Genomic DNA, 14,725 nt, shown 5'->3' with positions numbered 1-14,725 from the left:
CAGTATGAGACTTTTTAACTTTTATTTTACGTTTAATGTAACTTGAACGCCAAATTACTTTAATATTCGTCTTCGTTCCAGAGATAATCTTCGTCAGTAGGATAATCTGACCAGATTTCTTCTATGGAATCATAAGAGTCGCCTTCGTCTTCTATCGCTTGTAGATTTTCAACAACTTCTAAAGGAGCTCCTGTTCTAATAGCGTAGTCAATCAATTCGTCTTTTGTCGCTGGCCAAGGCGCATCACTTAAATAGGATGCTAATTCTAATGTCCAATACATTTCTTAATGGTATTTATTTTTTTGCAAAAATAAAATTATAGTTCATAAAGTCAAGAAAAAAACGAATTAATTAAATAATAATTTTAAAGAACTTACATTTTCAATCATTTAAGCCAAGTAGAACTTCTAATTTATTCTGCAAAGTGGTACTTAAGTGTTAAGTCAAATCAAAACATTCACATTATCCAAAATGTCTTTTGTGGTATCTCTTCGTTAAAAACTAATTTCGTAGCTATGGCTATGCAATTATTTTTTGCCTAAACCTATCACAAATTACACGATTGCCTAATGCGTTATTTTAATGTGACATAACACTAGGATTCTTTCTTCGGAATCCATTTTACTTCTTCGGCTTGTAAGTCATAAGACAACTTTCGTGCCAATACAAAGAGGTAGTCAGAAAGTCGGTTTAAGTACTTTAAGCTTTCCGGTTGAAAGGGTTCTAAATCGTTTAAGGCACTGGCTAAACGTTCGGCTCTGCGGCATACACAACGCGCAATGTGACAGAATGACACCGTTTGGTGTCCGCCAGGTAATACAAAGTGCGTCATAGGTGGTAACGATTCGTTCATCCTATCCATTTCTGTTTCAAGTAGCGTGATATCAGCTTCAGAAATTTTTGGGATATTGAGTCGGTCTTTACCATTTTTAAGCGTCGCTTTTTCAGGGTCGGTTGCCAAAATAGCGCCAACTGTAAATAATTTATCCTGAATGTCTATAAGCACATCTTTATAATGATGGTTGATATTTTGGTCTCTGATAAGACCTAAATGTGAATTGAGTTCGTCTACTGTTCCGTAGCTATCAATACGAATATGATGTTTAGGGACGCGAGTACCTCCAAAAAGTGCTGTGGTGCCTTTATCTCCAGTTTTGGTGTATATTTTCATAGAGGCAAGTTAACGAGTAATAGGCTAAAAGGCAAACGTTTTATTCTTAAAAAGGATGGTGAATTTGAGTCGTCTAACGTTTGAATCGGCGCTTATTAAACATAGAGTCTTTGTTGCGACGTTCTCTGAGGCGATCGTTGTTTTTGCTAATCATTTTGATCATCATAAAAAAACCGATAATTAATAACACCCAAAGCATGACGATTTATTTTACATTTAGTTTCTTGTGTCACTTTCTATAATACCATCTCTAAGTCTGATAACCCGACTGGCATGAGCTGCAATATCTTCTTCATGTGTAACCATAATCACCGTATTTCCTGCTTTATGAATCTCATCAAAAAGTGCCATGATTTCATGTCCGGTTTTAGAGTCTAAGTTTCCTGTTGGCTCATCGGCTAATATGATAGAAGGTTTATTTACTAAGGCTCGACCTACGGCTACACGTTGGCGTTGCCCACCAGAAAGCTGGTTGGGTTTATGATCCATTCGATCTGCGAGTCCGACATCTGTTAAGACCTCTTCAGCGCGTTTGTTGCGTTGTGCTTTAGACATTCCGGCATATACCATTGGCAAGGCTACATTATCTAAAGCGGTAGTTCTGGGCAACAAATTAAAGGTTTGAAAAACGAAACCAATTTCAGTATTTCTAATGTCGGCTAATTCGTCATCACTCATCTTGCTTACATCTTTTCCGTTAAGAATATACGTTCCCGCAGTTGGCGTATCGAGGCAACCTAAAAGATTCATTAGTGTTGATTTTCCTGAACCTGAAGGTCCCATGATAGCGACATAATCACCAAGTTCGATATCTAAATCGATGCCTTTTAAAACGTGAACGATTTCTTGGCCAAGTTCAAAATCACGGATGATATTTCTAATTTCAATGACATTACTCATACAGAAGTTTGCTTTTAATTGATGCGCATTTGCAATATAATCAATATGACGCTAAATAGGGAGTGATGTTACAACCTAATGGTGAAATTTTCTTTAGCTTGTTCTTTTCTGAAAAATACGAATCCCCAAAAAAAAGTGTCTATAGTGACGCTTACTTGTGGGTGTGTTTTTATAGTTTCCCAGGCTTCACGCATGTCTTTAGACCAATGAATATCATCAAAAATAAACACGGAATCGTTATGCGCTTTAGTTACAAGCCTATTGAAATACTTTAATGTGGCTTCCTTATTGTGATGGCCATCAAAGAAAATTAAATCATAAAATTTGGTGTCTAACTCAGGAAGTATCGCTTCAAATGCTCCAGTTTTAACAGTGATTTGAGGGCTCTGAAATTTTGAAAATTGTTGTTTTGTATGCGCAGCAATGTTTGAGCAACCTTCAATTGAAGTGATGCTATTTTTTGAATGGCCCAAAGCCATCGCATAAGAGGCGATGCCCAGAGATGTCCCGAGTTCTAAGGTGTGTTCTGGCTTAAAATAGGTTACCAGACGATATAAAAGCTGGGCTCTTTTTGACGTTGTTCCCGAAGTTTTTGCAATAGCGCTGATTTGGCGTTGGTTAGATTTAAACACTCTTGAGCCTGAGCCAAAATCGGTGACATTAATAGTGTTTTTATTTGTAATTAATGCAGAACGGTAAGCCTTAAGTTTAGAATAGGCGTCGTGTTTGGTGTTGTCATAGAAGCATTTGGTCACCAAATCATAAACAAAAGGCGAATGCACACCATGCTGATTGGTTGAGGATACTAGAAACTTGATATATTCAATAATTTGAAACACGTATAGTTAGATGGTTTATAGTTTATAGCATATCACAGTTAAAAAGCAGTTGGTATTAACAACTACTAATAAATTAAGATTCAAACTTTTCAGCTAATTCAAACCAGCGCATTTCTTTTTCCTCTATAGCATCTAATATCACTTGAAGCTGTTGCGATAGTTCGTTGATTTTATCTTGGGTTAATGTGGCATCGTTAAATTGGGCTTCCAATGCTTTTTTGTCTAATTCGAGCGCACGGATTTTACTTTCTAAGTTTTTATATTCTTTTTGTTCGTTATAAGATAATTTTTGAGCCTTATTAGCCTCTTCTTTTTCTTCTGAAATTTGAGGTGTAGGGGTTTCTGAAGTGTTTTCTTCCTGAGGTTTTGAGGCTTCATACTCACGATAATCGGAATAATTTCCGGGAAAATCCTGAATTTCACCATTTCCTTTAAACACAAAAAGATGATCTACAATCTTATCCATGAAATAACGGTCATGCGATACAACAAGGAGGCAGCCTGGAAAATCCAGAAGGAATTCTTCTAAAATATTCAGGGTAACGATATCAAGGTCGTTAGTAGGCTCATCGAGGATTAAAAAATTAGGATTTTGAATTAAAACGGTACACAAGTAGAGTCGCTTTTGTTCGCCACCACTTAATTTTTCAACAAAATCATGTTGCTTTTTGCCATCAAAAAGAAAACGTTCTAATAATTGTTTGGCACTAATTTGACGTCCTTTGGTTAATGGAATATACTCCCCAAAAGCTTTAATAACATCAATTACTTTTTGTTCGGGTTTGACTTCGATGCCGCCTTGTGTATAATATCCAAATTTAACAGTTTCACCAATGATTATCTTGCCAGCGTCTGGTGTAAGATTATTGGTAAGCATGTTTAAGAATGTCGATTTGCCTGTACCGTTTTTTCCAATAATACCAATGCGTTCCCCACGTTTGAAAACGTATTCAAAACCATTGAGAATCACTTTGTCTTTAAACGATTTTGAAACCTTATGAAACTCAACAATTTTGCTGCCTAAGCGTTCCATATTAATTTCTAATTCAATCTTATGGTCCTTTCGGCGTTGGTGGGCTCTTTTTTTGATGTCAGAGAAATCATCAATACGTGATTTAGATTTGGTGGTTCTGGCTTTTGGCTGGCGACGCATCCATTCCAACTCTTTTTTGAAGAGTTGTTTGGCTTTTCCGGTTTCGACTTGTTCTTGGGCTATTCGTGCTTCTTTGTTTTCTAAATAGTAACTGTAATTTCCTTTGTATGTGTAAAGTTTTCCGTGGTCTAACTCGATAATTTCATTACAAACACGTTCTAAAAAATAACGGTCGTGAGTAACCATAAATAATGTAAACTGTGCTTTGGCAAAATACTGCTCTAACCATTCAATCATTTCTAAATCGAGATGGTTGGTAGGCTCATCAAGTACAAGTAAATCGGGATTGCTAATAAGTGCTTGTGCTAATGCCAACCTTTTTATTTGTCCGCCAGACATGGTACTTATTTTTTGGTTGAGGTCATCAAGTTTAAGTTGTGATAAGATTTGCTTAAACTGAAGTTCAAATTCCCAGGCATTATGAATATCCATTTGCTCGAAAGCTTTTTGATAGGCTTCGGTGTTTTCAGGATTTTGCAAGGCTTTCTCGTAATTTTCAATAATTTTTAATTGCGGAGACTCTGAATTGAATATGGTATCATTAATGGTGAGGTTTGGATCAAATTGAGGCGATTGTGATAAAAAGGAAATTCGTAAGCCATTTCTCATTACTATTTGACCAGAATCAGGTGTGTCTGCACCAGAAAGGATATTAAGAATGGAGGTTTTTCCGCTACCGTTTTTGGCTACAAAAGCGATTTTGTCATCTTTATGGATACTGAAAGAGAGATTAGAGAACAGCTCTAATTCGCCATAAGATTTTGATATATTTTCTACAGTTAGATAGTTCAAATTAAATTTTTTACAAAGAAAGTGATATTACTCAAAAAAACGATGAATAGTTTTTATATTAATAGTGATAGGCTATATTTGTGAAGCAACAAGCAACTTAACAATGAATAGACTATTATTGCTTACAGGTGTGTTACTCTGTATATTATCAACATCCTGTATACCTCATAAGGATACTGTTTATCTTCAGAATAAAAATACAGCAACAGACTCTACACAAACTATGGTAGAGCAACAGAAGCCTTATCGTGTACAAATTAATGATATTTTAAATATTAGAATTAAAGTTTTAGATCAAGAAAATGTAACCATATTTAATCCGGTAGGTGAAGGTAATTTAAATGCGTCTAGTGCAGAACGTGCCTATTTTGATGGGTTTACGGTAGATTATCATGGTAATATTAGAATTCCTGAATTAGGGAAATTAAATGTTTTAGGCTATACAGCAGAAGAAATTGAAGTTTTAATAAAAGAGAAGTTATTGGCCGATCAATTTAAAGAAACGGCTAATATATTTATTACTGTAAAGTTATCGGGATTGCGTTTTACAGCTAATGGAGAAGTTGGAAGCCCAGGAACTGTAACTCTTTTTCAAGACCGAGTTAATATTTTTGAAGCCATTGCAAATGTTGGAGAAATTCCGGTAACGGGAAATAAAAGAGAGGTTCAAATTATTAGGCAATATCCTCAAGGCCAGCAAATACATACGATAGATTTAACCGACATAAATGTTATGAAATCACCGTTTTATTACATTCAGCCAAATGATATCATTTATGTTAAGCCGCTAAGGCAGAAGTCGATAGGTACAGGTCGAACAGCAGTGGAAACTTTAGGAACAATTGTTACAGTATTATCATTGATTACGACTTCAATATTACTATTTACAAGATTATAAAGCATGGAACATAACACTCAAGAAGAATTTGATCAAAGTGAATCGGGTCGTGTAAGTTTTGACTTCAGAGGTTATTTATTTAAAGTTTTAAACCTATGGAAGTTTATTATGCTTTCTATAGGTACAGCGCTTTTAGTCGCTTATTTTATTAATGTTAGAAAGCAAAATGTTTATAAACTTGACACTTTAATTTCCGTAGAAAATGATCAAAACCCCTTTTTTACTGCCAATACGAGTATATCGTTTAACTGGGGAGGTGTGTCTGGTAAAGTCAGTAAAATTATTACTGCAATCAAAACCAGAAGTCACAATGAAAAAGTAGTCGACTCTTTACAATTTTATAAGGAATATTTAGAAGAAGGTAAATACAGAAAGCAAGATATTTACAATAAAGCACCATTTGATTTTTTAATCGATAAAACCAAACCGCAACTTCTAAGCTCCCCAATAGGTATCAGATTTAAAGAAAATAATGAATTTGAGATTTTTACAGAGTTTGAAGGTTCGAGACGACGTGCTCAGATTTATGAAGATAAAACCTTTGAAACTGTAGATGTGCCAACCGGTGTCTATACAAAAACATATAAAAATGGCGAGTTAATTGATTTACCTTTTCTTAACGGTCGACTGGTCATAAAACCTTCGTTACGCGTCAAACCAGGCTCTGAATATTTTGTAAGATTTTTAAGTTTTGATAACATAGTAAAAAACTATCAAGATCGTATTATGATTGCGCCGTTTTCTACATCGTCATCAGTGTTGCGATTGCAATTGGCAGGAAATAATAAAGCAAAAATAGTCGATTATCTAAATGCGACTTCTGAGATTTTAAGTAAAACGGAATTAGAACGAAAAAATCTATATGCAACCAATACGATAAAGTTTATTGATAGTAGTTTGGCAGCTGTAAATAATAGTCTGAAAGACGTCACAGACGAAATGAATAAATTTCGAAAAGAGAATAAAGTTTTTGATGTTACCGAAGAAATTACTCAAATTTCAAACCAGTTGAGAGATTACGATTTAACCAAAGAGCAAGAAAAGCTAAAGTTGGATTATCTTGATAATTTAGAAAAGTATTTAAATACAAAAACAGACTATACCGAAATAGCCGCACCAACATCTGTTGGGATTCAAGAAGCCAATATATTGAGCAGTGTCTCTAAAATCATAGCGCTGGCTGCCGAGCGTCAAAACTTAGAATATACCACTAAAGAAGGCTCCAATTTGTTCAAAGACTTAGATCGAAAAATAGATTCTGAAAAGAACGTACTTTTAGAGACTATTGATGCGACTAAAAAAACACTTGGCATTCAATTATCGACCATTAACAGAAGTATAGCCAATTTGGAAGCTAAATTAAGCGGCTTGCCTGAAGATCAACAAGAGTATCTTAAAATTCAAAGAAAGTTAGATATCAGTCAGGAAGCTTATGACGTATATATCGAAAAGCGTAGTGAAGCAGCTATTGTTAAGGCTGCCAATATTTCGGATATCACGGTAATTGATGAAGCTAAAGATATTGGTGGCGGACTCATTGGTCCTAATAAGTCACTTAATTATATGATGGCTTTGATGTTAGGCTTTTTTATACCGATGTTTTTAATTTTTGTATTGTTCTTATTAGATAATACCATTCACGGTTCTGATGAAATAGAGCAGCTGTCTAAGATTCCTATTTTAGGATTAATTGGAAAGTATAACTACAAAAACAATTTAATTGTCTTCGAAAAACCGAAGTCTGCAGTTGCCGAATCCTTTAGATCCATACGATCAAGCTTACAGTTTTTATATAAAAAACAAGGAAAATCCGAAGGAAAAACCTTAATGATTACCTCTTCGGTAAGTGGTGAAGGAAAAACATTTTGTTCTATCAATATGGCGACGGTATATGCCTTGTCAGGAAAGAAAACAATCTTACTGGGTCTCGATTTGCGTAAACCTAAAATATTTGGAGATTTTAATATTGATAATGACAAAGGGATTGTAAATTACCTTATAGGGGAAAGTACTTTTGAAGAAGTAAAATATACCACTCATATTGAGAATTTAGATGTCATTCCTTCTGGACCAGTACCTCCTAATCCTTCTGAATTATTGATGAGCGACCAAATGAGTATTATGATTAGTCAACTGCGAAAAGACTATGATATGATCGTTTTAGATACGCCGCCTTTAGGTCTGGTGACCGATGCACTTGAATTAACACAATATGCCGATGCTACCATATTTATGGTTCGATTAGATTATACTAAAAAAGGCATGTTGGCTTTAATTAATGCTAAGTATCGTGCAGGTGAAGTGAAAAACATAAGTTTTGTATTGAACTTCTACAAGCATAAAACAAATCATAACTATGGTTATGGTTACGGTTACGGTTATGGTTATGGCTATGGTTATGGTGTTTATGGTAATGCCTATCATGAGCGTGATAACCAATCGTCTGTGTGGAAGCGTGTCAAACGTTTTCTAAAACGCTTGTAAAGTGATTGGGAAAAAGCAACTCATACAAAAACGTATATTTGATTTGGTGTTGTCTGTTCTGTTGCTGCCTGTTTTAATCGTACCTATTATTCTGTTAATTATTCTATGCACTATTGATTCCAAACAGTTTGGTGTGTTTTCTCAATACCGGATAGGGCAACACGGAAAGCCTTTTAAGATTTTTAAATTGCGAGCTTTAAAAGAAGAACCACATCAATTAGGTCATCTTAATAAGAGTACAACACGTTTAGGGCTTTTTTTACGGAATTCTAAATTAGACGAACTGCCTCAATTGTTCAATGTGCTGCTTGGTGATATGAGTTTTGTTGGTCCGCGACCTGATATTGAAGGATTTGCCGATCAATTAACTGGAGATGATCGAATTATTTTAAAGGTCAAACCAGGGATTACAGGACCCGCAACTTTAAAATATAGAGACGAAGAAGCAATTTTGTGTAAGCAGGATGACCCCGAAACCTACAATAGAACGATTATTTGGGTAGATAAGGTTGAAATCAATAAAAAATACGTGCAAAATTGGAGTTTTTATTTAGATTTGAACATTATTACTAAATCTATACTTAACTGAAAATGAATACCAATAAAAAAATAACAATCCTTGGATTAGGTTATGTAGGTCTGCCTTTAGCCGTAGAATTTGCTAAAAAATATATGGTTGTCGGATTTGATATTAACCAGAAACGTATTGATGAGCTTAATAGCGGTGTTGACAAAACCTTAGAAGTCGAAAATGAGGATTTAAAAGCGGTTTTAACAACAAATTCAAATGCTGAAAAAGGCCTCTTAATAACCAATAATCCAGATGATTTAGCCGATTCAAAAATCTATATAGTAACGGTTCCTACACCAACAGACGAACTTAAAAGACCTGTGTTTACGCCTTTAGTAAAAGCAAGTGAAAGTGTAGGTAAAGTGTTAAAGCAAGGTGATATTGTTATTTATGAATCTACAGTATATCCAGGCGTTACCGAAGATATCTGCGTGCCTATATTAGAAGAACATTCAGGATTAAAATTCAATGAAGGCTTTTATGCGGGCTATTCTCCAGAGCGCATCAATCCGGGTGATAAAAAACATACAGTAACTAAGATTCTTAAAGTGACTTCGGGTTCTACACCAGAAATAGCTAAAGAAGTAGATGATTTATACAAATCAATAATTATAGCAGGCACTCATTCGGCACCATCGATTAAGGTTGCTGAAGCCGCTAAAGTTATTGAAAACTCTCAAAGAGATATCAATATTGCTTTTGTGAATGAGCTTTCTAAAATATTCAGATTGTTAGATATCGACACCAAAGCAGTCTTAGAAGCCGCTGGTACCAAATGGAATTTTATTAATTTCACTCCAGGTTTAGTTGGTGGGCATTGTATTGGAGTTGATCCTTATTATCTTGCCCAAAAAGCAATTGAGTCTGGTTACAATCCGGAAATCATTTTGGCAGGACGTAAGATGAACGATAGCATGGGTGGTTATGTTGCCCAGGAAACGGTGAAAATGATGATTAAAAAAGGCGCAAGAATTAAAGATTCTAATGTACTTGTGTTAGGCATCACTTTTAAAGAAAACTGTCCAGATATTCGAAACTCTAGAGTCATAGATATTATTGAAGAGTTTGAAACTTATAACGTTAATGTTGATGTGTATGACCCTTGGGCTTCAAAAGAAGAGGTTACTCATGAATACGGATTTGATTTATTAGACCAAGAGTCACAATTAAAAAGTGATTATGATGCTATTGTTTTAGCAGTTTCCCATAACGAATTTTTAGAATTAGATTTACAAAACTTAAAGTCGGATATAGGTGTCATTTTTGATGTAAAATCTTTATTACCAAAAGACACAGTAGACGCAAGATTATAATGTACGAAAACAACTATCACAACCAAGATTTAAGTCAGTTATCATTTTTAGTAACAGGTGGCGGCGGATTTATAGGCTCGAATATTGTTGAATATCTTCTGAAATATAATGCGAAAAAAGTAAGAGTTCTCGATAACTTTTCAAACGGTCATCGAAAAAATCTTACCGAATTTCATGATAATCCTGCCTTTGAATTGATAGAAGGCGATATCAGAGATTTGCAAACCTGTAAAGACGCGATGAAAGACATAGATTATGTGTCTCATCAAGCCGCTTTAGGTTCGGTGCCTAGATCCATAAATGATCCTGCAACAACAAACGAGGTTAATATTACGGGGTTTTTAAACATGATGATTGCTTTAAAAGAATCCTCATCTGTGAAACGAATGGTCTATGCGGCTTCAAGTTCTACTTACGGAGATAGCAAAGCTTTGCCCAAATTAGAAGATAATATCGGAAACCCTTTATCGCCTTATGCAGTTACCAAATATGTCAACGAACTGTATGCGAATGTTTTCGGAATCACTTATAATACCGATGTTATTGGTTTAAGGTATTTTAACGTCTTTGGTCCAAAACAAAGTCCAGATGGTGCCTATGCTGCGGTTATTCCGTTATTTATGCAAGCCTTAAAAGATGAAAAATCACCAAAGATTAATGGTGATGGTGAGCAAACCAGAGACTTTACTTATGTTGATAATGCCGTACAAGCAAATATTAGAGGATTTTTTGCTTCAGAAGCTGCAAAGAATCAAGTGTTTAATGTAGCTTGCGGTGAACGAATAAGCATTAACTATTTGTGGGATTCTTTAAAAAATGCTGCTAATTCGAAGGTTGATGCAATTTATGGACCACCAAGGCAAGGAGATGTGAGAGATTCGCTTGCCAATATTTCTAAAGCAGAACATTTATTAGGTTATCAACCACAGTTTTCTGTAAGAGAAGGATTAACCATAACTTACGATTGGTTTACTAAACACTAGTTGTATTTAATAGTTTTATGAACTTTATAAATAGACTTTATGATAAAAAAATATCCTCTAAAGGTTTAGGTCTCTTTAGGATACTCTTTTCTTTAGTGCTACTATGTGAAGTTTTTAGAATTTTTAGATACAGGCAGTTATATTATGACCCTATTCCTTTTATTCAGACGAGTGGTTTAAGTGCGGAAATTCCTTTTGTTATTTGGATGGGAGTTTTGTTTATGCTTGTTATTGGTGCCTATACAAAGCTCATGGCGCTGCTCAATTATATTTTTATAATTATTTATATTTCTTCGATAGGTGTTTATGAATATCATATGGATTACACCTATACAGGTGTGAGTTTTATGCTTATTTTTCTTTCGGCATCAAAATCCTATTCCGTAGATCGTTTACGAGAAAAACTCAATTATTCTAATTTAAACCGGCTGCATAAGCCTAAAGAGCTAACTTCAGTACTCACGTATTGGCTTATTATATTTGTTGGTGTAGGCTTGGTTTATCTGGACTCTGTATTTTTTAAAATGGGCTCTAAGATTTGGACATCAGGTTTAGGGATGTGGTATCCGGCTTCATTACCACAAATGACGGTGTTTGATAATCAATGGTTGTTAAATCAAGAAGTCTTGATTAAATTTTTAGGGTACCTCACTTTTGCTTTTGAAGTGTTGTTTCCATTTCTGTTTTGGGTGAAAAAACTTAGAATTCCTTTTTTAATTATAGGTATCGGACTTCATTTAGGCATATTGTTAGAGTTTCCTATTCCATTTTTTGCATTGGGAGTTGCAGCACTTTATATATTGATGGTTCCTAATTGTGTGTGGAAAAGGCTAGAACAAAAAATCAAAGCTAAAACACCTCGCCTCACCTTGTTTTATGATGCTGAATGTCCGCTATGTATGAAAACTCGTATCGTTTTAAAGCATTTTGATAGTTTCAATATGCTAGAGTTTAAATCGGTACAACAAAGTAAAGCTACCAATGAAGCTTTAGATCATGTGTCGATGACTGACTTATTACTTACAATGCATGCTATAGATAACAAAGGTCATTTGTATTCAGGGATTAACGCTTATAAGAAGGCATTTTTGATAACTCCGTTATTCTTTCCTTTGGGTGTTATCTTGCATATTCCTGGCATATTCCATATTGCAAAGTTTGTTTATAAATATGTTGCTTCAAACCGAAATGTAGAACGTTGTACTGCTGATAATTGTGGGTTTTTACCTGTAGCTGATAAAGTTGATAAAGATGCTATCATGATAGGGCATAATTTTAAGCGAAAGGATGTTAAAATTATTGCTTTTAAATTATTTATTATAAGTGTTGTGGTTTTGCAAGTTTTAGTAAATCTTAAAAAGCCATTTTCAAACGGTATTTTAAATAGCGTACATGCTAAGGTAAAAGTTGTTTCTTCTAAATTATTAGGGATCACTCAACATGGTGTTTTTATGGATGGTCATTATAAAAATTATGATGAAATTTTCACAGTATCTTATAAGGGGAAACTGTTGCCATTTTATAATGAAAAAGGGATGCCTGATGCATACATTCGAGGTGGGTTATGGGTGAATTTTAATTTTAGAGTTAATAAAGGTGGAAGAGAAGCCAATAACCTAGAGTTGAGAAAAGGATTAGAACGATATATTATATTTTGGGCACATAAAAACAATGTAAAATTAAATCTCACTAGTTTTAAGCTTTTACGAAAAGAAATACATTTGCCAACAGCATGGGAGTTAAATGTGCTTCATGATAATTTTGATTCTAAATGGGAAACAATTGGAGATGTTGTTTGGAATGATAATCAAGCAACGTTTCTATTACATGAATAGAAAAAAGAAGCTTATAGCTTTACACAATCTTTTACATTGGTAAAGAGTTGTTTCTCTTATCATTGTTTTGAATTGTATGATTTAAAATTAAAAGTGAAAGTATCTCCAATACTTATCGGTAATGATTAATGTATTTTATTGAACACGTTTAAGAACGAAATTAATGGGCTCAAAAAAAATTGCTATTTTACAATCTAATTATATACCTTGGAAGGGGTATTTTGATATGATAGCAAATGTTGACGTTTTTGTAATTTATGACGAAGTACAATACACAAAAAATGATTGGAGAAATAGAAATATTATTAAAACAAAAAATGGACTTCAATGGTTAACTATAGCTGTAAGGCAAGAATCTTTAAGTCAAGCTATTTGTGAAACTTTAGTTTTTAAAACGAATTGGACAAAAAAGCATATTGGTACTTTGCAAGCTAATTATAGCAAGGCACCATATTTTTCAGATTATAAAGACAGAATTTTTAAAATTTATGAAAATGCTTCCATTAATTTAAGTGAGATTAATATCAGTTTTATTAAAGAAATTTGTGCTATTTTGGAAATTGACACTAAAATTATCGATTCTAGAAGTTTAAATCTAACAGGTGATAAACAAGAAAGATTAGTGCAAGCATGCAAACAATTAAATGCAGATACTTATCTTAGTGGTCCAGCTGCTAAAAACTATATTGACGAAGATTTTTTTAGTAATCATCAAATTAATGTCGAGTGGATGGATTATAGTAATTATAAAACTTATAACCAGTTGCATCCACCATTTGAACACAGAGTAAGTATTTTAGACTTAATCTTTAATGAAGGACCTAATGCTAAAAAGTACTTGAAAAGTTATACATAATGAAATTATCTGTTGTAAGTACATTGTATCAATCTAAAGTCTTTTTAGATACTTTTTTAGTAGAAATAGAAAAAGCAATTGCAAGCATTAAAGTGGAAGATTATGAGTTAATCTTTGTTAATGATGGTTCTCCAGATGACTCTCTTCAATATCTAATCACTTTAAAAAAAGAAAAATATCCAAAAATTAAAATCATTGATTTATCAAGAAATTTCGGACACCATTATGCAATTCAAGCTGGATTAATAAAAGCAAAAGGAGAATTCGTTTTTTTAATAGACAATGATTTAGAAATATCACCCAAGGTTCTAGTGGATTTTTATAATGAAATACAAAAAGATACAGACTTAGATGTTGTGTATGGTTATCAAAAATCACGTAAAGGAAATCTAATGGAAAGCGTTTTGGGAAGCATCTTCTGGGTTCTTATAAATAAACTATCAGACACTAAAATTCCACATAATATATTAACAGAAAGACTTATGACTAAAGCCTATGTAAAAGCTTTGTTAAGTCTTAATGATGCTAACTTATTTTTAGGAGGAATGATGTATTGGGTAGGATTTAATCAAAAAGGAATAGCCTTATCAAAAGGACAAAGAGAAGGTGCGAGTACCTATTCTTTAAAAAAACGCGCTGACTTAATGTTACAAGCAGTTACTTCCTTTTCGGCAAAGCCTTTAGAATATCTCTTCTATTTCGGATTAATTGTTTCTTTTTTAAGTGTCCTATTCATTATTTATCTTATCATTCAAAAGATTTTGTATGTTGAAGAGGTACAGTTAGGGTGGACCTCATTAGTTGCTATTAGTGTTTTGGTTTTAGGTATTATTTCTACTTTTTTAGGTGTTATAGGTATTTATCTGCATAAAATATTTAAACAAGTCCAAGGAAGACCTAATGCAATCATTAAAAAAATTTATGAATAGA

General features: G+C 33.8%; 13 protein-coding genes. 8 read left to right on the top strand and 5 right to left on the bottom strand.

Features of this window, described 5'->3' with window-relative positions; translation table 11 throughout:
* Positions 1 to 59: 59 nt before the first annotated feature.
* The 5 genes from N4270_RS11980 to N4270_RS11960 form a co-directional block, all read right to left on the bottom strand.
* The gene (locus N4270_RS11980; RefSeq protein WP_010177336.1) at positions 60 to 281 is read right to left on the bottom strand and encodes a DUF2795 domain-containing protein; all 222 of its coding nucleotides are present in this window, start codon (positions 279 to 281) and stop codon (positions 60 to 62) included.
* Between the two features lie 314 nt (positions 282 to 595).
* On the bottom strand, positions 596 to 1,171 hold the full coding sequence (locus tag N4270_RS11975; RefSeq protein ID WP_260097421.1) for a cob(I)yrinic acid a,c-diamide adenosyltransferase: 576 nt from the start codon (positions 1,169 to 1,171) through the stop codon (positions 596 to 598).
* A 216-nt stretch (positions 1,172 to 1,387) separates the two neighbouring features.
* The gene (locus N4270_RS11970; RefSeq protein ID WP_260097419.1) at positions 1,388 to 2,071 is read right to left on the bottom strand and encodes an ABC transporter ATP-binding protein; all 684 of its coding nucleotides are present in this window, start codon (positions 2,069 to 2,071) and stop codon (positions 1,388 to 1,390) included.
* 68 nt (positions 2,072 to 2,139) lie between these two features.
* Positions 2,140 to 2,910 carry a class I SAM-dependent methyltransferase gene (locus tag N4270_RS11965; protein ID WP_260097417.1) on the bottom strand — a complete coding sequence of 257 codons (771 nt, stop codon included), beginning with the start codon at positions 2,908 to 2,910 and terminating at the stop codon, positions 2,140 to 2,142.
* 73 nt (positions 2,911 to 2,983) lie between these two features.
* Positions 2,984 to 4,855: an ABC-F family ATP-binding cassette domain-containing protein gene (locus N4270_RS11960; RefSeq protein ID WP_260097415.1), complete on the bottom strand. Its 1,872-nt coding sequence runs from the start codon at positions 4,853 to 4,855 to the stop codon at positions 2,984 to 2,986.
* A gap of 103 nt (positions 4,856 to 4,958) precedes the next feature.
* On the opposite strand from N4270_RS11960, the gene N4270_RS11955 reads away from it, so the two are divergent.
* The 8 genes from N4270_RS11955 to N4270_RS11920 all read left to right on the top strand — a co-directional run bounded on the left by N4270_RS11955 (position 4,959) and on the right by N4270_RS11920 (position 14,724).
* A complete protein-coding gene (locus N4270_RS11955) occupies positions 4,959 to 5,753 on the top strand; it encodes a polysaccharide biosynthesis/export family protein (protein WP_260097414.1) in 795 nt (264 codons plus the stop codon).
* A 3-nt stretch (positions 5,754 to 5,756) separates the two neighbouring features.
* A complete protein-coding gene (locus N4270_RS11950; protein WP_260097413.1) occupies positions 5,757 to 8,237 on the top strand; it encodes an exopolysaccharide transport family protein in 2,481 nt (826 codons plus the stop codon).
* A gap of 1 nt (position 8,238) precedes the next feature.
* The gene (locus N4270_RS11945; protein ID WP_260097412.1) at positions 8,239 to 8,826 is read left to right on the top strand and encodes a sugar transferase; all 588 of its coding nucleotides are present in this window, start codon (positions 8,239 to 8,241) and stop codon (positions 8,824 to 8,826) included.
* A gap of 2 nt (positions 8,827 to 8,828) precedes the next feature.
* The gene (locus N4270_RS11940) at positions 8,829 to 10,121 is read left to right on the top strand and encodes a nucleotide sugar dehydrogenase (protein ID WP_260097411.1); all 1,293 of its coding nucleotides are present in this window, start codon (positions 8,829 to 8,831) and stop codon (positions 10,119 to 10,121) included.
* On the top strand, positions 10,121 to 11,104 hold the full coding sequence (locus N4270_RS11935; RefSeq protein ID WP_260097410.1) for an SDR family oxidoreductase: 984 nt from the start codon (positions 10,121 to 10,123) through the stop codon (positions 11,102 to 11,104). The genes N4270_RS11940 and N4270_RS11935 overlap by 1 nt, the downstream gene beginning before the upstream one ends.
* A 17-nt stretch (positions 11,105 to 11,121) precedes the next feature.
* Entirely contained in the window at positions 11,122 to 12,939 is a 1,818-nt protein-coding gene (locus N4270_RS11930) for a DCC1-like thiol-disulfide oxidoreductase family protein (RefSeq protein ID WP_260097409.1), read from the top strand.
* Positions 12,940 to 13,102: 163 nt separating this feature from the next.
* Positions 13,103 to 13,795, top strand: coding sequence for a WbqC family protein (locus tag N4270_RS11925; RefSeq protein WP_260097407.1), 693 nt, complete (start codon positions 13,103 to 13,105; stop codon positions 13,793 to 13,795).
* The gene (locus N4270_RS11920) at positions 13,795 to 14,724 is read left to right on the top strand and encodes a glycosyltransferase family 2 protein (protein WP_260097406.1); all 930 of its coding nucleotides are present in this window, start codon (positions 13,795 to 13,797) and stop codon (positions 14,722 to 14,724) included. Before N4270_RS11925 ends, N4270_RS11920 begins: the two co-directional genes overlap by 1 nt.
* Position 14,725: the final 1 nt, after the last annotated feature.

The organism is Psychroserpens sp. SPM9 (assembly GCF_025153525.1).
Lineage (GTDB): Bacteria > Bacteroidota > Bacteroidia > Flavobacteriales > Flavobacteriaceae > Psychroserpens.
Note: the sequence above shows the minus strand (reverse complement) of the source record. Positions and strands in the feature narration are given on the sequence as shown.